Source organism: Pseudomonas oryzihabitans, from assembly GCF_007665395.1.
Taxonomy (GTDB): Bacteria; Pseudomonadota; Gammaproteobacteria; order Pseudomonadales; family Pseudomonadaceae; genus Chryseomonas; species Chryseomonas psychrotolerans_C.
The window spans coordinates 850,882-875,840 of the sequence record NZ_VDND01000001.1; the positions used below are offsets into that span (position 1 = coordinate 850,882).

The following is a 24,959-nucleotide window of genomic DNA, read 5'->3' on the forward strand; positions in this document are numbered from 1 at the left end:
AAAATTAATTTCACTAAAACAATAACTGAAACAAGTGTTTCTTCAATGACTTGCCTCGGCCTGCTGGTCCGGCGCCCGGGAATGGCATGCTTTCTGCGATGGCGCCTGAGTCCCTCTCCACGACCAAGGCACCCCATGAAGACGCTTCGCTTTCCCTGTGCTCTGACCCTCTCGGCCGTGCTCCTTGGGCTCGGCCTGCTGAGCTCTGCCAGCGCCGATACCCTCGATGACGTGGAGGCCAAGGGCAAGCTGGTGGTGGCCATCGACCCCACCTTCGCGCCCTACGAATACACCGACGAAAGCGGCAAGATCGTTGGCTACACGCCGGAAATCATGCAGCGCGTGGCCGCCAAGCTCGGCGTCGAGCTCGACTATCAGAAAATGGCGTTCAGCGGGATCATCCCTGCGCTGATCGCCGGCTCGGTGGATGCGGAAGGGTCTTCGCTGAACGTCACGGCAGAGCGGGCAGCGAAGGTGCTCTTCACCGTACCCTTCGGCAAGAGCGTCAACGCCGTGTTGACCCGCGCCGATGACAGCCGGCTCAAGGCCGGCCAACTGAGCATCGAATCGCTGTCCGGCCTGACCGGGGCCGTCAAGTCCACCACCGCCCCCGAACAGTTGCTCAAACAGTTCAATAGCGAGCTGAAGGCCAAGAATCTTGCGCCGATCAAACTGATCAGCGTCGACAGCGTGGACCAGACCCTGGCGGCACTGATGACTCGCCGCGCCGACTTCGTCTTCGACGACATCACGGTCCTGGGCGGGCTCGCCAAGCAGTTGCCGGACAAGGTGAGGCAGGCCGGCGAACTCGGCGACAGCCAATGGATTGCCTGGGCAACTCGCAAGAACGACGAGCGCCTGAACCAGGTGATCAGCGACGAAATCCTCGCACTCAAGCAATCCGGCGAACTGAAAACCCTGCAGCAACGCTATCTCGGGGTCACCTTCGACCTGCCCTCCAGCGACTTCATCCCCAGCAAGTGAGTCTCTCCATGTCTTGCAACGCCCATCAGGTGCACGTACCGGCCGGACACGGCCGGACCTTCGAAGTCCGTGCCGGCCAATACCTCACCATCATCGACACCGAAGGCCAGCAGGCGGCCGATTTCGTCGCCATGGTCCTGGGTGATACCCGCGAACACCTGTCGCCGGTCCACACTCGCCGGGCGCTGAACTCGCTCTTCTTTGCGGTCGGCGACCACCTCTATTCCAACACCGGCGAACCGTTGCTTGAAGTCATCGCCGACAGCATCGGTGTCCATGATGCCAACGTACCCGCCTGCGATCCGACGCGCTTCAGCATCGACTTCGGCGTGGACGGCCATCGCAACTGCCTGGACAACCTGCACGAAGGCCTCGCGGAGTACGGCGTCCTGGCCGTGAACGTGCCGGAGCCCTTCAACCTGTTCCAGAACGGCCCGGTAACCGCGGACGGCCGCATGCAGGTGACCGACCCGAAGAGCCGGGCCGGTGATCACGTGGTGTTCAAGGTGCTCAAGAACCTGGTATGCGCCGTCTCGTCCTGCCCGCAGGACATCATCCCCGGCAATGGCCTGCACGTGACCCCCATCGATATCCGGGTCACCGACACCCTTCCCACGCCTGTCTGAGGACCGACCATGCTGCTGATGAAAGAACCCCAGGGCGATCGTGCGCCCCGCCCACCCCAGCGCGTCGACGTCGCGGCGGGCAGCGCAGGCTCCATCGCCGTGAAGCGCGGCCAGCTGCTGCGGATCGAGGCGCTGGAAGACGGCGCCGTCGCCAGCCTGTTCGGCTTCAGCGAAGCGGACCCGCAGGTGCATCTCTCCGTCCATCACACCCGGGTGTTCAGCAATTCCTATGTGCTCGGCTCGGGCATGCGCCTGGTGAACAACAGGCGCCGGCCGGTGATGGTGCTCGGCAAGGACAGCCTGGGCACCCACGACCTGCTGCTGCCGGCGTCCACCACCGCCTTCCTGCGCAGCGAGGGCTACACGGGAACTGGCAGCATCGAGGCGCTGCAGGCCGAACTGGAACGTCTGGGTCGGCAGCAGCCCAAGCTGCCGGACCCGATCAACCTGTTCATGCACGTGGTGCTGGAGCGTGACGGCAGCATCCGCCCGCAGCCGAACAAGACCAAAGCCGGCGACCGGATCACCTGCCGGGTGGTGCAGGACATGCTATTCGTGGTCTCCACCTGCTGCACGGGCATTCCCGGCAATGACCAGGTCGCCGCCGTCGCCCTGTCGGTCGCGGAAAGCCTGAGCGATTTTCCGGAGTAGCCCGTGCTGGAGCAGCTGTTCAAGACCCTGCCGGCGCTGGGGCCAGGACTCCTGGTCACATTGGAGTTGACGCTCGCGGCCGCGGCCCTGAGTTTCGTCGTGGGCCATGTCATCTGGTGGCTGCGGCAGCGCCGCGCCTGGCTGCCCAGTCGCCTGGGACGGCTGTACGTCAGCCTGATGCGCGGTACGCCTTCCATCGTCCAGCTGTTCCTGGTGTTCTTCTCCCTGCCGCTGCTGGGGCTGGGTGGCAAGCCGCTGCTCGCCGCGATCCTGGCGATCGGTTTGAACAGTGCGGCCTATACCGCGGAAATCCTGCGGGCGAGTTATCGCACCCTCTCCGGCGGACAGCGCGAAGCCTCCCTGGCGCTGGGCATGTCGCCCTTCCAGTGCTGGCGCCACGTGCTGGCTCCGCAGGCCCTGCGTGCCAGCCTGCCCGCACTGGTCAACGAGTTCACCCTGATCGTCAAGACGACACCGCTGGCCTCCGTCATCGCGGTCACGGAGCTGACCTATGCGGGGCAACTCATCATCGCCCGCACCTACGACGCCACACCGGTGATGTTGCCGATCGTGGCCGGCTACCTGCTGATCTGCTGGCCGATCCTGCTGTTGGCGCGCCGCCTGGAGCTTCGCTTCAATCCGCCGAGGAGCGCCTGAAATGGACCTGGACATTCTCGCTAGATATCTCCCTTCGCTGTTCGAAGGACTGCTGTACACGCTGCAGCTGGCGCTGATCAGTGCCGTACCCGCACTGGTCTTCGCGGCTTTGCTGGCCTGGATCGGATTGCGCAGCCACAGCCGAGTGCTCAGGGGCCTGGCGCGCAGCTACACCAACTTCATCCTCGGGATGCCCCTGCTGGTGCTGATCTACATGCTCTTTTTCATCCTGCCGGAATATGGGCTCACGCTGTCCTCGCCGGTGGTAGGCGTCACGGCCCTGGCCCTCTATTACGGCCCCTACCTGGCACAGGTGCTGCGCGCCGCCTTCGCGGCCATTCCCGCAGGCCAGTTCGAGGCCTGCAGCGCCCTGGGAATGTCGCCCTGGCAGAGCTTTCGTCATGTAGCGCTGCATCAGGCCTTGCCGGTCGCCATTCCACCCGCGACGGGACTCTTCATCGGTCTGCTGAAGGATTCCGCGCTGCTCTCGGTGGTGTCCGTGGAGGAATTCATGTACGCGGCCAAGCAGGCCATTTCGGAAAGCTATGCCCCGCTGGAAATCTACCTGGCCGTGGCCCTGAGCTACTGGCTGGTCACGCTCGCCATCGATGCCGCCGCGGGCGCCTGGGAACGCCGCCTCACTCGCCATCGCCTTCTCTAGTCATTCTCGAGGATCGTCCATGTCCCATCCGTCCAGTTCCATCGTCATTCCCGCCGGCCACGGCAAGGCGGTCCGCCTCCGCGCTGGCCAGAGCGTCCAGGTCATCAATACCCACGGTACCCAGGTGGTCGACTGCTGGGCCTGGAATGCCTACGACCTCAACGAATACATGTGCATGGAGACCACACGGGTCTATACCCAGCACCTCAATCCGGTGGTCGGCGACAGCTTCGTCACCAGCGAGCGGCATCCGATCCTGACCGTGGTCGAAGACACCTCCCCGGGCGTTCACGACACCTTCATGGCCGCCTGCGACCGGCGGCGCTACGAGCTGCTCGGTTGCACCCACTACCACAGGAACTGCGCCGACAATCTGTTCGAGGGCATGCTGGAACTGGGCGTCACTCCGCCAAGACGCAACCTCGCCTCGTTCAATATCTTCATGAACATCAGGGTGCGGCCGGACAATATCCATCTGGATACCCTACCCACGGTCACCCGCCCGGGTGACTTCATCACCCTACGCGCGGAAATGGACTGCTTCGTCGCCTTCTCGGCCTGCCCGCAGGACATCGTCAGCATCCAGGGGGAAGGAGACAACACGCCGAAGGATGCCGAACTACGCATTCTCGATGACGCCTATTCCCACATTCCTGTCCGTGGCCCCTGGCTACCCGCACACCTGGCGCCCTGATTGCACCGGTACCCATCCGCTGCGTCACGGACGGAGGCTTCCCTCCAAGCCGGAAAGAGTCTGACCCTCGCCTTCGCCCGGATCTCACTCAGGCTCCGTCGCCGGCTGGTGCCGATCGTTCGGCCACCGATCCATACAGTGCGGATTGACGGTGAATACGTCCGGCCAAAGGACATCCCTGCCCGACTGTCTCGCGGGCTATTCGGACACGAACGCGAGCAAGGGCAGAACCTCCTTACAGCCTCCCCGCAGCACTATCTGATACTCACAAAGTATTGATAGGTGATATTTCATATATTTTTAATCCTTCGGTGAAGCCGCTAAGGTTCCTTCCGTGAGCTCGCATCGGCTCACGACCAACGCGCCCAACAACAATTACGCGTCAAGGAATCCACCATGCGCCTGTCACCGCTCGCTGCCGGGGTTGGCACCGCCACCCTCGCCTCCTTCTGTCCCGTGGATGCCTTCGCCGAGCTGTTCGCCGACAGCAAGGCCGAACTGGAACTACGCAACTTCTACTTCAATGGCGACTACCGCGAATCCGGCGCCCGTCAGTCCAAGCGTGAGGAATGGGCCCAGGGCTTCATCCTCGATTACGAGTCGGGCTTCACCGACGGGCCGATCGGCGTGGGTGTCGATGCCCTCGGCATGCTGGGCCTGAAGCTGGATTCGGGCCCCGACCGGCAGAACACCGGCCTGCTCCCGGTTGGCGATGATCGCGCGCCCGACGACTACAGCAAGCTCGGCCTGACCGGAAAGGTCCGGGTCTCCCAGACCACCCTCAAGGTGGGCACCCTGATCCCCAGGATGCAGACGGTCCGCAGCAGCAATTCGCGCCTGCTGCCGCAGACCTTCCAGGGCGCCCACCTGCTGTCCAAGGAATTCGAGGGACTGACCTTCAACGCCGGGCGCCTCACCCAGAACCGTGTCCGCAACGACAGCGCGAACGAAGACATGAGCGTCACCGGCAGCGGCATCACCGGCGGCCGGACCAGCGATAGCTTCGACTTCGCTGGCGTGAGCTATCGCTGGAGCAAGGCACTTTCCACGCTCTACGACTATGGCCGCCTCGACCAGAACTACGAACAGCATATGTTCAACGTCCTGCACGTCCTGCCGGTCGGCAAGGACCAGTCGCTGGAAACGGACCTGCGCTACGCGCGCTCGCGCAAGGCCGGCAGCACCAATGTCGACAACGATGCCTACGGCATCAAACTAACCTACAACCTCGGTCATCACGCCTTTGGCGCCGCCTACCAGCGAATGGACGGCGAGACCGGCTTTCCTCACCTCAATGGCACCGATTCGTACTTGGTCAACTACGTGATGCTGTCGCCGGACTTCGCCAATCCAGGCGAGCGCTCCTGGCAGGTGCGCTACGACTATGACTTCGCCGCCTGGGGAATCCCGGGGCTCGCCTTCATGACGCGCTATCTCAGGGGTGACCATTTCAACGGGCCGAATGGCGTCGCCGGCCAGGAGTGGGAGCGCGATACCGAGCTGGAATACAGCTTCCAGAGCGGCGCCCTGAAGCACTTCAAGGTGCGCTGGCGCAATGGCACCTATCGCAGTCACAACGACACCGAGATCGACCAGAACCGGCTGATTCTCAGCTACACCCTGCCCCTGCTCTGATGCCCACCCCGGGCGCCTTGCGCAGCCAGGCGTCTGCGCTCTTTCCTAGCTGAGAGGATCACCTGCCATGCTCGCCATCCCGCGTCTGCTACCCCTTGCCCTACTCATTACGCTGGCCAGTGGCAACCTGGCCCTGGCGGCCAATACCGCCGATACCTCTTGTAAAACCACCGCCGAGTGCCAGGCGCAAGTGGCCCGAATCGGTGCCACCGTCGAGCACAGCGGCGCGCGGGCGGGCGGCGTCGAAGACCAATTCGACTGGTTGAACCGCATCAACAAGGCATCCATCGTGATGCTGACCGAGGAAGGCATCGTCGCCCCGGAGATGGGACGCAAGATCGCTGGCGGCGTCGCGTACGCCATCGATCAAGGCGGCCAGCCGGACGGTAAACGGCCCAGCGACATTCTCCAGCTGGAACGCATCATGACCGACAAGATCGGCCCGGAGGCCTCGCTGATCCACTCGGGGCGCAGTCGCCAGGATATCTACGCGACCTATCGCCTGGCCTCCCTGCGCGGCCAGGTACTGGCCTACAGCGACGCCATGAACGCGACCCGCCAGCGGCTGCTCGCCCTTGCGGCGGCGAACGTCGACACGCTGGTGCCGGCCTATACCAACGGCGTCCAGGCGATGCCGATCTCCTATGCCCACTACCTGCTCGCCTACGCCGACTCCTTCGCCCGCGACGCCCAACGCCTCGCGCAGCTCTACGAGCGCCTCAATCTCAGCCCCATGGGTACCGCGGTACTGGCCAACTCCGCCTATCCCCTCAATCGTGAACGGCTCGCCTCGCTGCTCGGCTTCGACGGCGTGCGCCAGAACTCGCTGGATTCCAGCCAGGTGTCCACCTACGACATTCCCATCGAAGCGGCCGACATCGCTGCCTCCTCGGCAATCCGTCTCGGCGCGATGATTGGCGACATCCATACCCAGTACCACCAGATCCGCCCCTGGCTCCTGCTGGACGAAGGCTCCACCTACACCAGCAGCGCCATGCCGCAGAAGCGTAACCCTGGACTGTTGATGCGCACCCGCGAAGCGGCCTCGGACACCATCGGCCTGGCCCAAACCATCACCTTGCGCGCGCACAACGTGACCACGGGCATGACGGACTACAAGTTCGCCTTCGACGACCTGAATTTCTACGATTCCGCCATAGGTATGTTCACCAGCATGGACCACGTGCTGGATGCCCTCACCATCAATCCGCAACGCGCCCTGGAAGAACTCGAGAACGAATGGACCACGTCGATGGAGCTGGCCGACACCCTGGAACGCGGCCATCAGGTGCCCTTCCGCATTGGCCACAGCTTCGCCTCGCTGATCGTCACCGAGGCGCGCAACGAAGGTTTCACGCCCAAGACCTTCCCCTTCGCCAAGGCCCAGCAGCTCTATACCCAGGCTGCCGAGAAGTACCAGTGGAAGGACACCAAGCTGCCCCTCGGGGAAGACGAGTTCCGCGCGGCGCTGTCCCCCGTCGCCATGGTCAGGACGCGGGTCGGTACGGGTGGCCCACAGCCCGCCGAAGTGCAGCGCATGCTGAGTGAGGCGAAGAAGACCCTGCAGGCCGATGTCGACTGGACCAAAGGCCGCCGGCAACGTCTGGCCGACGCCGATACCAACCTCGACCAGGCCTTCGCCAAGCTGCTGAAGAATTGATGCATCCGGTCTTTCAGGACGCCAGGGCAGCTTCCAGCCGTTGGTCATCGAGCGTTCCCTGCCAGCGCGCCAGCGCCAGGCAGGCGACGCAGTTACCCAACACATTGGTGATGGAGCGGCATTTCAGCAGACGCTCGACCCCCAATAGCAGGCCAATCCCTTCCAGTGGGATGAACTGCAGAATCGCCAGCGTCGCCGCCAGGGTCAGGAAGGCCGAGCCCGCCACGCTCGTCGACCCCAGGGTGGTGATGAGTGCAACGAGTACGAAGAGTGCCAACTGCGCCATCGACAGCTCGACACCGACGAACTGGGTGAGAAACAGCAGGGCGACCGCCATATAGAGGTTCGAGCCAGCCAGGTTGAAGGTATAGCCCGTGGTGAGCGACAGGCGCACGAGCCCTGGTGGGCAACCTGCCTGTTCGAGACGTCCGATCAGCGCCGGTAAGGCGGCGACCGAAGAACCGGTGACCACCACGAGCAACAACTCGCGCCTCAGCCAGAACACCAGGCGCAGCAGGGAAAAACCGCTCAACCGGGCAACCAGGCCCAGCACGCCGAAGACAAACACCAAGGAAGCCAGATAGACAGCGAACAGGAACGTCAGGAGTGGCCAGAGCGAAGCCCCGCCATAGTGCGCCACGGTATAGGCCATCGCCCCGAAGGCAGCGAGGGGCGCTAGCCGGATGAACAGCCGCAGCAACCGCAAGAGCAGCGCCGCGACCCGCTCGATACCGACCAGCCAGGGCAACCCCCAGTCGCCTAGATAGCGCCAGGTGAGACCCAGCACGACGGCGAGTGACAGCAGCGGTAGCACGACGCCCTGGGTGAAGGCCGCTATCACCATTCCTGGAAGCGTATTGCCGAGGGAGGAAGGCGGAGCGACGGGCGCGGCAAGCAGGGTATCGGCCTGCTCTACGCCCTCCCACCCAATCGGTACCAGGTCGAGGCCTGCCGAAGCGCCCGGCAGGATCAATCCGCCGACGAGGAGCCCCACCACTAGGGACAGCAAGGACATCAGTTGGAAGTACAGCCCCATCCGCGTGGCCAGGACACCGGCACCCCGCTCCAGCCGGGCGATCGCCGACACGATCAGGGTGAACATCACCAGGGGTACGAGCGAGCCGAGGGTAGACAGAAACAGGTCGCTCATGGGTTTCATGGCGACCGCCCATGCGGGATGCCAGAGCCCCAGTAGGACACCACCGGTAACCGCCACCATGATCTGCACGGTGCCGTTGCGAGCGAGCCTCGCGACCATTCGAACTCCGGAGTTGTTGTTATTGTAGGGGTGGTAGCGCCCACCGCGCGTCACCATCCTAACCGATCGGCCGGGTACGCCGGCGCCCAAGAGATCAGGCGAACCCATGGAACTGCGGCATCTGCGTTACTTCGTCATGGTTGCCGAAGAACAGCACTTCACCCGGGCGGCCGCGCGCCTGAACATGCAGCAGCCCCCGCTCAGCCAGCAGATCCGGGCGCTGGAGGAGGAACTCGGCTTCGCGCTGTTCCTGCGCCATCCGCGGGGTGTGGCGCTCACCGCCGGCGGCGCCGCCTTTCTGGAGGATGCGCGCGACATCCTGGCCCGCGTCGACCAGGGGGCTCATCGTGCCGCACGCGTCGCGCAGGGCGTCCACGGGACGCTGGCCCTCGGCTTCACCAGTTCGGCGGCCGCTCACGCGATGATTCCCCGCATCATTCGTGGCTACCGGGAGCGCTATCCAGAGGTCGACATCGCGATCGCCGAGGACAACGCCCAAGGACTCACCCATGGCGTCGCGGAGGGGCACCTGGACATCGGTATCCTGCGTGCACCGGTCGACGCGCCCGAGGAGGTGGCCTATCACCGATTGCTCAACGAGGCGATGCTCCTGGCCCTGCCCACCCGTCATCGCCTCTTGGAAGGGCTCTCACCCGCAGCCCTGGAACGGGTAAGGCAACAGGGACTTCCTCTGCCGGCCCTCGCAGACGAGGCCTTCATCCTGGTCCGCAAACCCGGCGCACCAGGCATGTACGCCAACCTGCTGAATGCCTGTCGTCACGCCGGGTTCGAACCGAAAATCGCCTTCGAGGTGGACCGCATGCTGACCAATCTCAGTCTCGTCGCCGCCGGAGCCGGGATTTCAGCCGTCCCCGCCTCCATGGCCGAGGTGCATAGGGACAGCATCTGCTATTGCGCCATTCGGGAAGCACGGCCCAGGCTGGTGGCACCCATCACCCTCGCCTGCCGCGCCTTCAATCCCTCACCGGCCTCGCGCAACTTCATTGCCCTGGCCAGGCAATTGGCGGGGCGTCCGCTGCGCGCCTTGCGGCGCTAGACCTTTGCCGGCGTCGTGCCCCTGGCTAGCCGAGCCGGGCGCCCTGCTCGAACGCCTTGCGGCAACTCGCCAGGTCGCGTAGCCAGGCATGCCTGGTCCAGGACGCCCCTTACAGCATCTCGGGTCGTCGGATTTTCGAGCCGTCGCTGAAGCGCGCCAATCGGTAGGGTGCGGGATCGACGAAGGGCGTCTGCTCCAGCACCAGCTCCTTGACCAGGCGCCCCGCGCCCGGTCCGATACCGAAGCCGTGGCCGCTGAAACCCGCTGCGATGACCAGGCCCGGGAGCGTCGCCACCGGGGAGATCACCGGCACTATGTCCGGCGTCGTATCGATCAATCCGGCCCAGGCATGGGCTACCTTGATCCCGGCCAGCAGCGGAAACTCGCGGGTAAGGCGCTTGATCGCCATGGCCAGAAACTCGCGATCAGGCACCGGATCGAGGATGCGCATCTTCTCGAAGGGCGACACCTGGTCCAGGGGCCAGCTACCCAACGCCTCGGGTCCCGAGAAGAAACTGCGACCGATCCGGATCTTCAACTTCTTCGCCAGCTTGGCTCGGTACATCTCATGGAATTTGGTGGCATAGCGGATGCCCTGCGGAGCCAGCTCCATTCGCCCGAAGCCGGGAATGGCCACGGTATAGGCGCCGTCGAGCCGCCGCCTGAGCGCGAAATCCGGCGTACTCAGGCAGCCGGCGAAGACTTCCGGGGCGACCGTAGTCCGCAAGGCGGTCCCGACGATATTGGCCACCGGCAGCTCGATACCATACTGGCGTAGCAGGCGAGAGCTCCAGGCGCCGCCCGCGCAGACGACGGTGGCAGCCTTGATCAAGCCATGCTCGGTCCAGACCCCGGCCACCCGGCGATTGGTGATCTCCAGGCCCCGCGCCGCGCACTGCTGGTGGAGGCCCGCGCCGAGGGCCTGGGCGCCCCTGGCAATCGCCGGCGCGGCCTTCGAGGGCTCGGCGCGGCCATCGTCCGGCGACCAGAGCCCGCCTACCCAGCTGGAGGTCGCGCTGCCCAGGCGCCGCGTGGTCGCTTCGGCCGAGAGCAGGTGGCTGACGAAACCGAGCTCCCTGGCGCCCTGCCCCCAACGCTCCCAGCGCGCCACGTCGGCCTCCTGCCGGGTGCCGTAGAGAATGCCCTCCCGCCTGAAGCCAAGGTCCATACCGATTTCGGCGCCCAGCTCACCCCAACGCCGCAGGCTGTACATCGCCAAGGGCAGCTCGAACAGGTCGCGATTCTGCTGGCGTACCCAACCCCAGTTGCGCCCGGATTGCTCGCACCCTACCCGCCCCTTTTCCACCAGGACCACGGAGACGCCGGCACGGGCAAGCTCGTAGGCGGTGCAGGCCCCCACGATCCCCCCGCCGATGACCACGACGTCTGCCTCCTTGGTAAAGGTGGGGCTGTCTGGAATAGCGTCGACTTCGATGGGCATGGCGAACTCTGTAGCAGTTCAAGAGTTAACGAAGGGCGTTGGCGCAGCGAGGACGATCGCCTTGGGTACCATCCAACGACCAGGCGTTAGCTACCCAACGTCGCTGGTCGCGTGACAGCCCAGCTGGATGTGCCTCCCTCTCCTACTCAGGGCCAACGTGGGAGCACAGGTCCCCCGCGTGCTTTCTAGAAGGGGCTCGCCATGGACATGCACCCGTTCCAGCCTGAGGTCTTCAAGGATTTTGCCATCGGATACGCGTAGGCGGGAATGATGAGTGATGAAAAGAGGTATGACGGAGGTGTCGCTCCAGACGGCAGGGGGCATCAACGGCGAAACGCAAGGGCTAGTCGAAAACGGCTGCCTCAGGCAGACGCCAGGCGCTCACGGTCGCCGGTCAGCCCAGCAGTCTCAGGACACCTTTCATCTGCTGATTGGCCTGCGCGATCATGGCAATCGACGCCTGCTGAAGGATCTGATCGCGCGAGAGCCGCCCCGCTTCGGCGGCATAGTCGGTATCCCTGATCAGGCTTCGGCCCGCCATCACGTTGCCCCGGATGTTCTGCAGATTCGAGACCGCGCTGTCGAATCTGTTCTGGGTAGCCCCCAGCCTCGCGCGGAGATCGTCGATCTGCTTCATGGCGCCGTCCGCCACGTAGATGGCAGCCTGTGCGCCTCGGGCTGTGCTGATGTCGATGTCGGCAACCCGGTTGTTGGCCACCTTCTGCATGGCATTGGTGATCCCCGGTCCCGCGTTCGCGATCTCTGCGCCGAGGATCGCGATACCGTCGAGACCGCCTTGCGCGGGAACGCTGAGCTTCACGGTCTGTAAGGATGAACCACCGTACCATCCTGCACCGGACACGTAGCTGATCGAGTTGTCGCTGTTGAGGTAGCTACCGACACCGAGACTGGCGCCATTGATCGCTTCGGTGATCTTGCGCGCCACGACCTTCTGGTCTTCGTTCTCGGCCACGTTGATCGAGACGGTTTTCTCGCCCTGATCGAAGCCTAGCGTGATGTCGACACGTCCCGCCTGGAAAGGCACCTGACGCAACTGCCCCCCAGCACTTTCAACGATGACCGCGAGCTCCACCTTGTTGCTTCGCCCTTCATAGAGGCTACCGGTGAGTGCCGCCGCATTCGTTTGAGCAAGACTGAGGTTGATGAGTTGGTTGGCCCCTGCACCAACCTGGAAACCCACCGTACCGAAGGATCCATCGAGCAGCTTACGACCGCCAAAGGTCGTGGTGTCGCTGATCCGGTCGAGCTCGCTCTTGAGTTGCCCGACTTCAGCATTCAGCGCGGTACGGTCCGCATCGCTGTTCGAGCCATTAGCGGACTTCAGCGCTAGTTGGCGAAGGCGCTGCAGCATTCTGGTCGACTCTTGAAGCGCGCCCTCTGCCGTCTGGGCAACGGAATTGCCGTCACTGGCATTTCGTATGGCGACACCAAGGCCATTGATTTGGCTCGTCAACCGGTTGGAGATCTGCAGGCCGGCGGCGTTATCCCGAGCACTGTTGAGGCGAGTGCCGGAGGAAAGCCGCTCCAAGGACTGGGTGAGGGATCTGTTGGTCGCCGCGAGCTGTCGCTGGAAGCCCAGTGAAGCCGTGTTGGAGATGACATTGAACTTCACTGTGCTTCCTCCGCCAGTGCCCTTTCATCCTTGAATAGATGCCCAGCGGAGTGCGCCTCCTGCCATGGACTCGTCTGGAGTCACTACCGCACAGGACCACCAAAGCCGCTCGCCAAAGGTGCATGACAGACGTCATCACGCCCTGAGTTCGTGCCGCCCGTGGCTGCACGAATCAACCAATCATAATGGCCAGTAGCTACTAGGCAAAGGTAGGACTAATCAGCCTGAGCGATGAAGCAGAACTGGAAACCAATGCCTGTTGCATAGGAGCTAATAAACAAAGGTAGGACTTATTTGATCCTACCCGAGATAACTAAAACGATGTTCACGCGGATCCGGTGAGATCCCTGAACCAGAGCCGCTCCACCTTCAATCGCCGGCAGGGCTACATCCGGCAACCGTCAAAAAGCGGAGAGCAACGCCAATACCTGCCCAGAAACCGCCGCCCTACTGTTATCGCACAGGTAATTATCGTCGCAACATCCAGCAACGATTGGATGCTGGAGTACCTGCCGGGAAGGACGGAGACAGTAGCGTCGCCGAGCGCCTGATCTCGTCACGGCTGATCCGCTTACCAGGCGCTCGCAGGGCCTCGGACACCACCGGACCCGCCTGGCACGCCCCCAGGCCAGGCGGCTAAGCGCCAGCTGCGGTCGGGTAGCCCAACCCTTGGTAAGACGGGCTAACCACGTCGTCCAGCAGGCGACCCGTTATCCATCCAGGCGGGTATCGCTAAGGTGTGTTCTACCGATGGCACAGGCGATCGGAACGAACCCCTTCATTGCGGCCATCGCTCTGGGCAGGCTGCAGGAGTCTACCGTCATGAACCTTGCACAACATTTGACCCTGAGCGGGCTACTGGCTTGCGCCTTACTCTCTGGTGGCTTGAGCAACGCGCACGCCGACTCCACACCGGAACGTAACCGCACGCTGATCGAGCAGGCCTTCAACGATTGGCAGGCGGGCCGCGGCAGCTTCTTCGATGCCGTGCTCTCGCCCGACGTGGTCTGGACGATTCAAGGCAGCGGGCCGGCCGCGGGTGTCTATCGAGGACGCGAGGATTTTCTCCAGCGCGCCGTACGGCCTTTCGCGCAGCGCCTGGCCGCGCCCATCGTGCCTAACGTGCACGCCATCTGGGCGCAGGGCGACACGGTGGTGGTGCGCTGGGACGGTAAGGGTACCGCGGTCGATGGTGCGCCCTATAGCAACGATTACGTCTGGATCTTCGAGCTACGGGATGGCCGAGCGACCCGCGTCGAGGCGTTTCTCGACCTGGCGGCTTATCAGGCTGTCATCGACCGCATCTCCCTGGCGGACAACCGTTAGCCACGGGCATTGCCATGACACCGGCAGGCTTAGCCAAGACAGTCGTGGCTATATGAAGGCGTTCCGCAGGTGCCCTACACGGAGCCTCAGCCGTCTAGATTCGCCATACCCTGAACGCGGAAGGGTAGCAACGGCGGCGGCAGCTGGTTTCCGCGGTAGAAGTCCAGGCGCCACGCCATACCGCCATCAGCCGTAAGGCGCTGCGCTTTTCCCAGCGAGGGAATTTAGGTCCCACAGCCGCATCGCCTGACCGACGGCGCCCTCGATCACCGCCAGCGGTGCGCCGTCGCGCGCCATCGGCGAAAGGCCCAGCATGAAGCCTTCGAACAGGGCAGCCAAGGCGTCGGCATCGGTACCCGCCGCGAGATCGCCCCGGGCGATGCCTCGCCTGACGCAAGCCAGCAGGCCAGCCCGCGTGCGGGCGCGCGCCTGGCGCAGAGGCAGGGCCACGCCGCTCTCTTCGTCGGCATAGGACCCCAGGATACCGAGCGCAACCAGGCAGCCCTTGGGCAGACGCTCATCGCATTGCATCCGTGCCGACCGCAGCAAGGCCGTCTCGATAGCCTCGCGGGGTGCCAGCGCTTCATCGAACAAGGGGTCGTTCACCCGTCCGTGGGTCGCCATGTAGCGGGCGACCACCTCCTTGAACAGTTCCTCTTTCGAACCGAAGGCCGCATAGAAACTGGGCGCCGTGATGCCGCCACCAATCGCGCCCTTGAGCCGCGCCAGGGAGGTCGCTTCGTACCCGTATCGCCAGAACAGCAGCATTGCCGCGTCGATTGCCTCGGTGCGATCGAACGACCGCGGACGCCCCAGTTGAGCCATGCCAGACCTCCCGCTTCACCAGACTTTAATACTAATCGATACAGAAATCATTGACCACGGCGGACGCCACTGCTTAGATATGTACCGACCGATACATATCTAAGGACGTATTCCTCGTGAACTCAGACGCTACCCTCGAACGGCTCCCCATCGCCGCGCTGCTGGCCCTCGCCATGACCGGCTTCATCTGCATCATGACCGAGACCCTCCCGGCTGGATTGCTCCCCGAGATCGCTCAGGGGCTCGTTGTGTCGAACGCCCTGGCCGGACAAACGGTGACCGCCTATGCCGTCGGTTCACTCGTGGCGGCGATCCCGCTGACCATCGCCACGGCCGGCTGGCGGCGCCGTCGCGTGCTCCTCGCCACCCTGCTGGGATTCCTGCTGTTCAATACCCTGACCGCCCTGTCCTCCAGCTACACCCTGACCTTGATCGCGCGGCTCGCCGCCGGGGCGGCTGCCGGACTCGCCTGGAGCCTGCTGGCCGGCTATGCCAGGCGGATGGTGGTGCCTCGCCTCCAGGGCCGGGCGATGGCCGTCGCGATGATCGGCACGCCCGTGGCCTTGTCGCTGGGCGTGCCGCTGGGGACCTGGCTGGGCGGCCTGCTGGGGTGGCGCCTCGCGTTCGCGGCGATGTCCGTGCTCACCCTGGGCCTGATCGTCTGGGTGATGGCCAAGGTACCGGACTATCCCGGCCAGACCGCAGGCCAGCGGCTACCGCTGCGCCAGGTGCTGCAGACCCCGGGCATCCGCGCCATCCTGGCGGTGGTCTTCACCTGGATGCTGGCGCACAACGTCCTTTACACCTACATCGCCCCCTTCGTCGCCCAGGCCGGGCTGCGCGAGCACGTCGATCTGGTCCTGCTGACCTTCGGTGCGGCGTCGCTACTGGGCATCTGGATAACCGGTCGTATCGTCGACCACCGTCTGCGGCGGGCGGTACTGGTCAGCCTGGCGACCTTCGCCGCGGTTGCGCTGCTGCTGGGGCTCAAGAGTGATTCGAGCCTGGTGCAGTACCTGGGCGTATTCGTCTGGGGGATGACCTTCGGCGGCGCCGCTACCCTGCTGCAGACCGCCCTGGCCGACACGGCAGGTTCGGGCGCCGACGCGGCCCTGGCGATGAACGTCGTGACCTGGAACAGTGCCATCGCCGGGGGCGGCATTCTCGGTGGGGTACTGCTGGAAACCTTTGGCGCTCAATCCCTGAGCTGGGTCGTGCTGGCGCTGGCCTTGAGCGCTCTGGCGATTGCCTTCTCGGCTCGTCGCCATGGCTTTCCCGCTGGCACCCGGGCGATGGGCTCACCGGTCCTGGGCCACTGAGTGCCAGCACCCAACGGCCGGATTGCCGTTTCGCTGACTCACCGGCGACGGCTGGGAGTCAGCGCACTTGCCAACGAAGTTCGCTCAACCCTTGAAGCCCTTGCCCACCAGATAGACCTCGCGCGACCGAGGCCGCGAGGCTTCGGGCTTGCGGATCGACACCTTCTCGAAGGAGGTGCGCACGTCTTTCAGGAAGACATCGGAGCCTTCGCCCTGGAACACCTTGACCACATAGTTGCCGCCGGGCTTGAGCACCTGGCGCACCATGTCGAGGGTCAGTTCCACCAGGTACATGGCGGCGGCCTGGTCGGCGGCCGCGACCCCGCTGATGTTGGGCGCGATGTCGGAGACGATCAGATCGGGCTGGCGGCCATCGAGCACGCCGAGGATCTTCTGGAAGACGGCATCGTCGGTGAAGTCGCCCTGGACGAAGTCGACGTTGTCCAGCGCGCCCATGGGCAGGATGTCGGTCGCCACCACGCGGCCCTTGTCGCCGACGATGCCACCGGCCACCTGTGACCAGCCACCAGGAGCCGAACCCAGGTCCATGACCAGCATGCCGGGCCGGATCAGCTTGTCCTTCTCGTTGAGCTCGATCAGCTTGTAGCTGGAGCGCGAGCGCAGGCCGTCTTTCTGAGCGCGTTTGACGTAGGGATCGTTGACGTGTTCATCCAGCCAGCGACGACTGCTTTTGGATCTTTTCATGTTGGAGCTACCACGGAAAAGCGGGTGAGGAGCGGACGCGCGCCAGGTCTGGCCGACCGCAAAGTGGCGGCGATTATAAGCCGATAACGCCCCAGGACGAATCGGGGATCGCCGGAACGACCGCCAGGCCGCCCAGTGGAGCGCCCATCGTCCCGGCCTGACAGCGCCAGGGCCGCCGGGTACAATCGCCGCCCTACCCCTCCTCGTCCCTTCCTTTGCCGGAGTCACCGGCCAGGATTATTGTCATGATTCGCATCAACGAACTGTCTCTGCCGCTTGACCACACCCCCGCCGAGCTGCGCCAGGCCATCCTGGAGCGCCTGAAGCTGCGCGACGCCGACCTCCTCGATTTCACCGTGTTCAAGCGCAGCTACGATGCGCGCAAGAAGAACAGTGTCATCCTGTTCATCTACATCATCGACCTGGAAGTACGCGACGAGGCGGCGGTGCTGGCGCGCTTCGCCAATGACCTGCACGTACGCCCGGCGCCGGACACCGGCTACTACCCGGTCGGCCAGGCACCGGCCCAGTTGACCGAGCGCCCGCTGGTAGTGGGGTTCGGTCCTTGCGGCCTGTTCGCCGCCCTGCTGCTGGCCCAGATGGGCTTCAAGCCCATCGTGCTCGAGCGCGGCAAGGACGTACGGAGCCGCACCAAGGACACCTGGGCGCTGTGGCGCAAGAAGGTGCTGACGCCCGAATCCAACGTGCAGTTCGGCGAAGGCGGTGCCGGCCTGTTTTCCGACGGCAAGCTCTATAGCCAGATCAAGGATCCGAAATTCTACGCGCGCAAGGTGATGCACGAATTCGTCCGTGCCGGCGCGCCGGAAGAGATCCTCTACGTCAGCAAGCCGCACATCGGCACCTTCCGCCTGACCGGCGTGGTCGCGGCCATGCGTGAGGAGATCATCGCCCTCGGCGGCGAAGTCCGCTTCGAGAGCAAGGTGACCGATCTGCTGATCGACGACGGCCAGCTCGAAGGCGTGGTGCTCGCCAATGGCGAAACGCTGCACAGCCGCCATGTGGTGCTCGCGCTGGGCCACAGCTCTCGCGACACCTTCCGCATGCTGCACCGCCAGGGCGTGTATATCGAGGCCAAGCCCTTCGCCGTCGGCTTCCGCATCGAACACCCCCAGGGCATGATCGACGAGGCCCGCCTGGGCAAGTACGCCGGCCACCCGGAACTCGGCGCCGCCGACTACAAGCTGGTCCATCACGCCAAGAACGGCCGCGCCGTGTACAGCTTCTGCATGTGCCCGGGCGGCACCGTGGTAGCCGCCACCTCCGAGCCGGGCCGCGTGGTGACCAATGGCATGAGCCAGTACTCCCGCAACGAACGCAACGCCAACTCCGGCATCGTGGTGGGCATCAATCCCAAGCAGGACTTCCCCGGCAATCCGCTGGCCGGCGTCGAGTTGCAGGAACGCCTGGAATCGCGCGCCTACGAATTGGGTGGCAGCGACTACTCGGCGCCGGGCCAATTGGTCGGCGACTTCATTCGCGGCGTGCCCTCCACCGCCTTCGGCGAAGTGGAGCCCTCCTACAAGCCCGGTGTTCTCCTGGGTGACCTGGCGCCATCGCTCCCTGCCTACGCCATCGAGGCCATTCGCGAAGCCCTGCCCGCCTTCGGCAAGCAGATCCGCGGCTTCGACCGCCATGACGCCATCCTGACCGGCATCGAGACCCGCACCTCCTCGCCGGTGCGCATCACCCGCGACAACGAGACGCTGCAGAGCCTGAACCTGCGCGGCCTGTATCCGGCTGGCGAAGGCGCGGGCTACGCCGGTGGCATCCTGTCCGCCGGCGTGGACGGCATCAAGGTCGCCGAGGCACTGGCCAAGGCGATGCTGTCGGAAGGCAGCGAGCAAGGTGCTCCACTGGCCCGGGCCGCTGGCTGATGAAGCTCGACGACATCAGGAAGCTCCACCAGAAGAAGTACCGCGCCGAATTCGGTCATTTCCTGGTGGAGGGCGAGCACCTGGCGCTGGAGCTGCGAAAGGCCGCCCTGCAGCATCCCGAGTTGCAGCGTGCCGAGCTCTATGTGACCGGCGCCTACGAGCACTGGAAGAGTCCGTTTCGGACGCACCTGATCAGCGACCGCCAGATGGCACAGCTCGCCGACACCAAGACCCCGCAGGGCATCATTGCAGTGGTGCCGGTGCCTCAGGAGCCCTTGGCAGCAGCGGCCGAAGGCGAGCGCGCCGTCTATCTGCACGAGATCCAGGACCCGGGCAACCTGGGCACCATCCTGCGCACCCTGGCTTGGTTCGGTGGTTTTCGCTGCCTGCTCAGCCCCGGTAGCGTCGACCCCTACAATCCCAAGGTCGTTCGCGCCAGCATGGGTGCCATCTTCCATACCCCGCTGGAGCTGGACGTCGAACTCGATGGCCTGCGGGAGCGCTTCCCGCGCCTGGCCTGCCTGGACATGCAAGGCACGCCCGTGCAGGCGGCCGAGTTCAAGACCTTCGATTGTTACCTGTTCGGCAACGAAGCCCGCGGTGTTCCCCGCGAGCAGCTCACGGCCCTGGACGCCCAGCCCTTCACGATCAGAGGCTCGGGTGCCATCGAGTCCCTGAATCTGGCGGCGACGGTGAACATGTGCGCCTATGAGGTGAGTCGGTAGCCGTTTTGAAACGTGCAGCCGTTATTGCTCGGCCGGGATAACCGGCGGTGCGCTGGGGGTTCAAGGCCAAGGGCGCCAAGCCAGCTTGGGCGGGGGCGTTGTCGCCCAGGTGGCGATACTCGGGCACGCCGAGCTGGACGATGGCGGCGCTCTCCAGTGTTAGTCAATTGCCGGTCCGTACGCGCCGGCCCCGGCGCAATCCGTGATCATGGTGGCGTCCTCGGCTGAGCGGGTGCGGACCGTATCCTGCCGCTCAGCGGAAGATAGCGGAACGCAAGGCTGGGACATAACACTCATGCCCAGCTCGAATAGGCTGACTGTAGACGTACTTGAAAGCCTCTCCAGGATCAGCCCTCCAATCTGCTCGATCACCTTTGAGGTTGAGCACGCGATCTACCATCGCGCCCTAGTCATGCCGGCGGATGCGGCGAGAAGGCCCAGGGTGGCAAGGGACGAAGCCCTGCGAGCGGGTGCTGGCAGCCTCTCCGTTCAGGCGGGTGGTGACTGGCCAGCCGCCTCACTCATCGCGGCCCTCCTGCTGACGCTGAAAGGAGCGCGCCCACTCGAGCAGGGCGTTCTCCTCGTCGGTGCGATCATCCACACCACACTCTTCGAGTGCCAGGATGACTGTGCTCATGAAGTTTCGATCTGCCCGCGCGCGATCCATGACCGTGATCGCGCTCATCCCCTCGACCAGCTTCAATCGCCTGCCCAGCTCTTCATCATTGATGCTCATGGCACCCGTACTCCAGTAGCGCCGCCGCCAACCCAAAGATAGCGTAACGCCATCATTACCGAGGCCCTATCTTGTCGCAGCCGTTATCGTATGAGATGTCGATATCATTACCCGAGCGGTGCAGAGCACAGCGCGTCGCAGGCTGGATGAGCGCAATTCGCCAGACACCATCGTCAGCGTTCCTATTCCGCCCGCTCCCGGTGCTCCTGCGCGCCGAGCGCCGAGCGCCGACGCTCACTCCCCGAAACACGGTTCGGCCATGTCGACTCGGCTGGCCTGCTACCTCACCTCACCCTACCCCGCATCCTCTCTGGAAGCATCGTAAGCACGCTGCGCCTCTTCCATCGCCGGCCCGTTGGCCAGCGACCAGCTGTAAAGGGCCGCAAAGGGCTCACGGAGCGAACAGCCCAGCGGCGTAATGGTGTATTCGACGCCAATCGGTTGCGTAGGCAGCACCTTGCGACTGATCAAGCCGGTGCGTTCCAGCCGCTTCAAGGCATCGGACAGCGATTTATGCGTGATGCCATCGAGGCGGCGCTTGAGGTCATTGAACCGCGCCGGCTGCGTGCACAGGACGCTGAGGATCAGCACCGTCCACTTGTTGGCGATATGTTCGAGGATGGGCCGCGTGGCGGTGACATCGAGCGGTAGTTCGAGCACATCTTTGCCCATGAGTATCCCCCTGTATATCTAGGCACCAGCAGGTGAGTTCTTGTGATTAGATATAGGAATGATACCGTCGCTCCTGGTCAGCCACATCACTCTCGTGAGGACTTATGAGCACTCTTGCTGGAAAGATCGCAGTGGTCGTCGGCGGTAATGGCGGCATTGGCGGCGCCATAGCCCAACGCTTCGCCGCGGAAGGCGCCACTGTCTACGCGACCAGTAGGCGCGCCCAGGCGAGCGACGTCGAGGTCGGCGCCGGCAGGCTCCGTGAGCGTCGCGTCGATGCATCCGACGTGGCGGCTCTCACCGCCTTCTTCGAGACCGTGAACGAAGAGGTGGGACGAGTAGATGTCCTTGCGCTCAACGCCGGCATCTCGGAATTCGCGATGCTCGACGCCATCAGCGAAGACCACTTCGACCGCACCTTCGGCCTCAACGTACGCGCCCTGCTGTTCTCCGCCAAAGCCGCAACCGCGATCATGCCAAATGGTGGCGCCATCGTAGTGGTGGGCTCGATCGCCGCAGCGATCGGCACCCAAGGCTATGGCGTCTATGGCGCGACCAAGGCCGCCGTCCGCTCCTTCGCGCGAACCTGGGCCAACGAGCTGGCGCCGCGCAACATCCGCGTCAACGTCGTCGCGCCTGGCCCCACGGACACGGCCATGATGGCGGCGGCATCGGATGACATCCGCGCGACGCTGACGCAGCTGATCCCACTCGGCCGAATGGCTCGCGCCGACGAAGTCGCTGCGGCCGCGCTATTCCTCGTGAGCGATCAGAGTAGCTTCATCACCGGGGCTGAGCTGCCGGTCGACGGTGGTATGGCGCAGGTGTGACCAGGGCGTCCGGCACACCAATATGAGACGTGTCTTGGTCGGAGCCCATCGGCCTAGGGGCGTCGAATGGGCTGACCGGACTCGCCCACCGTGGCGGGCTTCGCTTACCGATCCTGGCAGGTGGGTTGCCGTCACCGCCTCGTCAGCCAGCTTGCTTCCCTGCACGGTTAGCGGCCCTCACGCGAACGGCCACTCCTCGCCTTGATGAGGGGCCATCGTGAGGGAATTTTCATCCGTCCGTCAGTATGACGTCCCCCCTGCCCTCCTACAGTGGCCCGGTTGGCAACACGCTGCCCCACTCAAAAGGACTCACCATGAAAGCGCTCATTCCCGGCATCTTCTCGGTCTGCTCATCACCGGCCCGGCCTGCGTCCGCTGCCGGTGTCTTTTCTCTATCGAGGCATCCTAAGGCCCCGCTCGGCGCCTGGCCTGGTAACTCCGACAGTGCCCAACCCGCGGCCATCGTCCAGCAGCACCAGTGCCTGCCAGCTGACGCTGGAAGGGGGTACTTGGCCGGCCCCTATAGGGCCAAAACCGCTTACCGTGATAGCGGGCTTCCGCTCGCCGTAGTTTTCTCCCGGAAAAGGGTAGGTTCGGACAACGCCACAAGGCGGGCCGGATGGGAAGGTATGAGGACCTCGTCACTTCGGACAGCGAACCGCCCATGTATCTCGACGCCCAAGAACTCGCCCTCGCGCTGCCCTGGCCTGAACTGATAGAGGCCTTGGCGGAGACCTTTACCAAGACGGTCCAATCACCCGTGCGTCACCACCACCGTATCCAGGTTCCTGGCGCACCCGACGCGACGTTGCTGCTCATGCCGGCGTGGATAGAGGGTGTCTTCCTGGGCGTCAAACAGGTCACCGTCTTTCCCGGAAACAATACGCGCAACCTACCGGGCCTCAGCAGCCACTATCTGTTGAGCAGCGCGGTTGATGGTCGTCCGTTAGCCCAGTTCGATGGCAACGAGCTGACGGCGCGCCGTACCGCCGCCGTCTCCGCCCTGGCATCACGCTTTCTTTCCCGACCGGACGCGGATCACCTGCTCATGGTGGGAGCCGGACGGATGGGTCGCTATCTGGTGCGTGCCCACCGGGTAGTACGCCCCATCCAAAAGGTCGCCGTCTACAATCGCTCACGGTTAGCCGCGCAATCCTTTGTGCAAGAGCTGCAGTGCGAGGGTATCGAGGCGGTCGTCGTCGAGCAGAAAGATCTGCCCACGGCCGTTGCGGCGGCGGACATCATCAGCTGCGCGACCTTGGCGACCGATCCCATCATCCAGGGCGAATGGTTGCAGCCAGGTGTGCATCTGGATCTCGTCGGCAGTTTCACTCCGCACATGCGAGAGGCGGACGATACGGCGGTCCAGCGCTGCGCGCTGTTCGTCGATACCCGTGCAGGCGCCCTCGCCGAGACCGGCGACCTCATCATCCCGATCGCGGCGGGCGTCATCGGGCCTGACCACCTACAGGCAGAACTGAGCCAGCTGTGCGCAGGCCAGCATCTTGGACGTTCCGCCTTACCGAATCCTGATACCGCCTTGACCTTGTTCAAGTCCGTGGGCGCCAGCCTGGAGGACCTGGCGGCGGCGATCCTCGCCTACCAGCGCCATAGCATCGAGCCTAGAACATGAAGACTCCGTCGAGGAATACGGTGGCGGTAATCGGTGCCGGACTCCTGGGCCTCTGTACCGCCTTGCAGCTGCGACGACGCGGCCAAGCCGTCACGCTGATCGACGTCAATGCACCGGGCTCGGGGGCTTCGTCCGGCAATGCGGGCTTCCTGGCCACGGAATCCATCGATCCACTGTCGACCTGGGCCACGCTCAAGACCGCACCTAAGCTCCTGCTACATCCACACGGCCCGTTGAAGGTACCGTCCGGCAACCGGTTAGCGGCCTTGCCCTGGCTGGCACGCTTCCTTCAGGCAGCTCAAGGTGAGCGCGTGGTTGCGCATCGTCACGCGCTCGCCGCGTTGAACAGCCGGGCCGTACAAAGCTGGATCGATTGCTTGACCTTCATCGGTCGTCAGGACCTGCTCGTGCAATCCGGTTATCTACTCGCCTGGGAGAAGGCGCAAGGGATGAGCGCCGCCCGGCATGAAGCCACTCACCTACGGCGGTGGGGTCTTGAGGTCGAGGTCGTCGATGCGGCGGCTATCGACTCCCTGGAGCCGGCATTGGCAGGCCGCTTCCACCATGGGCTCCACTTTCGCCACGCCTGGCGGATGCGCGACCCTGCCTGGCTGTGCACGGCATTGTTCGAGGCGTTCATAGGGCACGGTGGAAGGTGGTCGCAACAGCGGGTAGAACGGCTGGACTGCGGAGCGCTGGCGCCGCGCCTGTTAATGAACGGGCGTTGGGAAGCCTACGCCAAAGTAGCGGTTTGCACCGGTGCCCACAGTGCTTCGCTGCTCTCCCCGCTGGGTATACACATCCCCCTGATGGCCGAACGGGGTTATCACCTGCAGTGCACCAGCAAAGGGGTCATCAATCGCCCCGTCTGTCCGATAGAGCGACGGATCTTTCTGAGCCCCCTGGACACTGGCCTTCGCGTCGTGGGGATCAGTGAGTTGGGCGGGACGCTATTGCCCCCGCAGCCAGCACGGCTGGCAACCTTGAGACATCATGCCCAATCCTTGTTGCCACAGCTGCAGCATGAGCTAGGAGGCGCCACACCCTGGATGGGCATGCGGCCCACGTTGCCGGACTCCCTCCCGATCATCGACGTCCTGGCAGACCGGGTGGGCCTCGCCTTTGGCAACCAGCATCTTGGACTGACGCAAGCCGCAATCACTGCGGAGCTGATCGCCAGCAAGCTGCTGGCGACGCCACCGGCCATCGACTGCCAGCCGTTTCGCCTGGCTCGGTTCAGCTGAGAGTGCGCTGGCGATACGGCGACCGACGTGCGGCGCGGCATGGATGACCGGCCTGGCCCGAACGGGGTATATAGTCAGGCTCGGGCCTTTCG

The 24,959-nt window shown here is 64.3% G+C and carries 23 protein-coding genes; 16 read left to right on the forward strand and 7 right to left on the reverse strand.

Translation table 11 applies throughout. The features are described from left to right. Positions 1-135 precede the first annotated feature (135 nt). The 8 genes from FSV73_RS03710 (at position 136) to FSV73_RS03745 (ending at position 7,568) form a co-directional block, all read left to right on the forward strand. A complete protein-coding gene (locus FSV73_RS03710) occupies positions 136-984 on the forward strand; it encodes a transporter substrate-binding domain-containing protein (protein ID WP_145003992.1) in 849 nt (282 codons plus the stop codon). Between the two features lie 8 nt (positions 985-992). Further along, a complete protein-coding gene (locus tag FSV73_RS03715) occupies positions 993-1,610 on the forward strand; it encodes a DUF1989 domain-containing protein (RefSeq protein ID WP_145003995.1) in 618 nt (205 codons plus the stop codon). 9 nt (positions 1,611-1,619) lie between these two features. Next, positions 1,620-2,261, forward strand: coding sequence for an urea carboxylase-associated family protein (locus tag FSV73_RS03720; RefSeq protein WP_145003997.1), 642 nt, complete (start codon positions 1,620-1,622; stop codon positions 2,259-2,261). A gap of 3 nt (positions 2,262-2,264) precedes the next feature. Beyond that, entirely contained in the window at positions 2,265-2,918 is a 654-nt protein-coding gene (locus FSV73_RS03725; protein ID WP_145004000.1) for an amino acid ABC transporter permease, read from the forward strand. Between the two features lies 1 nt (position 2,919). Next, complete coding sequence (locus tag FSV73_RS03730; RefSeq protein WP_145004003.1) at positions 2,920-3,579, forward strand: amino acid ABC transporter permease; 660 nt, start codon at positions 2,920-2,922, stop codon at positions 3,577-3,579. Positions 3,580-3,598: 19 nt separating this feature from the next. Further along, a complete protein-coding gene (locus FSV73_RS03735; protein WP_145004006.1) occupies positions 3,599-4,273 on the forward strand; it encodes a DUF1989 domain-containing protein in 675 nt (224 codons plus the stop codon). A 396-nt stretch (positions 4,274-4,669) separates the two neighbouring features. Next, entirely contained in the window at positions 4,670-5,908 is a 1,239-nt protein-coding gene (locus tag FSV73_RS03740; RefSeq protein WP_145004008.1) for an OprD family porin, read from the forward strand. Between the two features lie 67 nt (positions 5,909-5,975). Beyond that, the gene (locus FSV73_RS03745) at positions 5,976-7,568 is read left to right on the forward strand and encodes an argininosuccinate lyase (protein ID WP_145004011.1); all 1,593 of its coding nucleotides are present in this window, start codon (positions 5,976-5,978) and stop codon (positions 7,566-7,568) included. A 13-nt stretch (positions 7,569-7,581) separates the two neighbouring features. Here FSV73_RS03745 and FSV73_RS03750 read toward each other — a convergent pair whose 3' ends face one another. Next, positions 7,582-8,826: a cation:dicarboxylate symporter family transporter gene (locus FSV73_RS03750; protein ID WP_145004014.1), complete on the reverse strand. Its 1,245-nt coding sequence runs from the start codon at positions 8,824-8,826 to the stop codon at positions 7,582-7,584. A gap of 106 nt (positions 8,827-8,932) precedes the next feature. Between FSV73_RS03750 and FSV73_RS03755 the strand changes: the two genes are divergently transcribed. Then, positions 8,933-9,883 carry a LysR family transcriptional regulator gene (locus tag FSV73_RS03755; RefSeq protein WP_145004016.1) on the forward strand — a complete coding sequence of 317 codons (951 nt, stop codon included), beginning with the start codon at positions 8,933-8,935 and terminating at the stop codon, positions 9,881-9,883. Positions 9,884-9,992: 109 nt separating this feature from the next. On the opposite strand, the gene FSV73_RS03760 is transcribed toward FSV73_RS03755, so the two are convergent. Then, positions 9,993-11,324 (reverse strand): NAD(P)/FAD-dependent oxidoreductase, encoded by a 1,332-nt coding sequence (locus FSV73_RS03760; RefSeq protein ID WP_145004019.1) that lies wholly within the window; start codon positions 11,322-11,324, stop codon positions 9,993-9,995. Between the two features lie 394 nt (positions 11,325-11,718). Then, positions 11,719-12,957, reverse strand: coding sequence for a flagellin (locus tag FSV73_RS03765; protein ID WP_145004021.1), 1,239 nt, complete (start codon positions 12,955-12,957; stop codon positions 11,719-11,721). 750 nt (positions 12,958-13,707) lie between these two features. On the opposite strand from FSV73_RS03765, the gene FSV73_RS03770 reads away from it, so the two are divergent. Then, complete coding sequence (locus FSV73_RS03770) at positions 13,708-14,283, forward strand: nuclear transport factor 2 family protein (RefSeq protein WP_260856015.1); 576 nt, start codon at positions 13,708-13,710, stop codon at positions 14,281-14,283. Positions 14,284-14,469: 186 nt separating this feature from the next. Here FSV73_RS03770 and FSV73_RS03775 read toward each other — a convergent pair whose 3' ends face one another. After that, positions 14,470-15,108 carry a TetR/AcrR family transcriptional regulator gene (locus FSV73_RS03775; protein WP_145004024.1) on the reverse strand — a complete coding sequence of 213 codons (639 nt, stop codon included), beginning with the start codon at positions 15,106-15,108 and terminating at the stop codon, positions 14,470-14,472. 173 nt (positions 15,109-15,281) lie between these two features. Between FSV73_RS03775 and FSV73_RS03780 the strand changes: the two genes are divergently transcribed. Next, complete coding sequence (locus FSV73_RS03780) at positions 15,282-16,427, forward strand: MFS transporter (protein ID WP_145004225.1); 1,146 nt, start codon at positions 15,282-15,284, stop codon at positions 16,425-16,427. A gap of 84 nt (positions 16,428-16,511) precedes the next feature. Here FSV73_RS03780 and rlmE read toward each other — a convergent pair whose 3' ends face one another. Continuing rightward, entirely contained in the window at positions 16,512-17,132 is a 621-nt protein-coding gene (gene rlmE, locus FSV73_RS03785) for a 23S rRNA (uridine(2552)-2'-O)-methyltransferase RlmE (protein WP_007158737.1), read from the reverse strand. Positions 17,133-17,377: 245 nt separating this feature from the next. Here rlmE and FSV73_RS03790 point away from each other — a divergent pair, with 245 nt between their 5' ends. Together FSV73_RS03790 and FSV73_RS03795 are read left to right on the forward strand one after the other, a co-directional pair. After that, on the forward strand, positions 17,378-19,027 hold the full coding sequence (locus tag FSV73_RS03790; protein ID WP_145004027.1) for an NAD(P)/FAD-dependent oxidoreductase: 1,650 nt from the start codon (positions 17,378-17,380) through the stop codon (positions 19,025-19,027). Then, positions 19,027-19,752: a TrmH family RNA methyltransferase gene (locus tag FSV73_RS03795; RefSeq protein WP_145004030.1), complete on the forward strand. Its 726-nt coding sequence runs from the start codon at positions 19,027-19,029 to the stop codon at positions 19,750-19,752. Before FSV73_RS03790 ends, FSV73_RS03795 begins: the two co-directional genes overlap by 1 nt. 517 nt (positions 19,753-20,269) lie before the next feature. On the opposite strand, the gene FSV73_RS03800 is transcribed toward FSV73_RS03795, so the two are convergent. Then, the gene (locus FSV73_RS03800) at positions 20,270-20,488 is read right to left on the reverse strand and encodes a hypothetical protein (protein ID WP_145004033.1); all 219 of its coding nucleotides are present in this window, start codon (positions 20,486-20,488) and stop codon (positions 20,270-20,272) included. A gap of 294 nt (positions 20,489-20,782) precedes the next feature. After that, the gene (locus FSV73_RS03805) at positions 20,783-21,160 is read right to left on the reverse strand and encodes a winged helix-turn-helix transcriptional regulator (RefSeq protein ID WP_145004036.1); all 378 of its coding nucleotides are present in this window, start codon (positions 21,158-21,160) and stop codon (positions 20,783-20,785) included. 104 nt (positions 21,161-21,264) lie between these two features. Here FSV73_RS03805 and FSV73_RS03810 point away from each other — a divergent pair, with 104 nt between their 5' ends. The 3 genes from FSV73_RS03810 to FSV73_RS03820 all read left to right on the forward strand — a co-directional run bounded on the left by FSV73_RS03810 (position 21,265) and on the right by FSV73_RS03820 (position 24,867). Then, entirely contained in the window at positions 21,265-21,990 is a 726-nt protein-coding gene (locus FSV73_RS03810; RefSeq protein WP_145004038.1) for an SDR family NAD(P)-dependent oxidoreductase, read from the forward strand. Positions 21,991-22,654: 664 nt separating this feature from the next. After that, positions 22,655-23,623 carry an ornithine cyclodeaminase family protein gene (locus FSV73_RS03815; RefSeq protein ID WP_145004041.1) on the forward strand — a complete coding sequence of 323 codons (969 nt, stop codon included), beginning with the start codon at positions 22,655-22,657 and terminating at the stop codon, positions 23,621-23,623. Next, positions 23,620-24,867: an NAD(P)/FAD-dependent oxidoreductase gene (locus FSV73_RS03820; protein WP_145004045.1), complete on the forward strand. Its 1,248-nt coding sequence runs from the start codon at positions 23,620-23,622 to the stop codon at positions 24,865-24,867. The genes FSV73_RS03815 and FSV73_RS03820 overlap by 4 nt, the downstream gene beginning before the upstream one ends. The last annotated feature ends 92 nt before the right edge of the window (positions 24,868-24,959 follow it).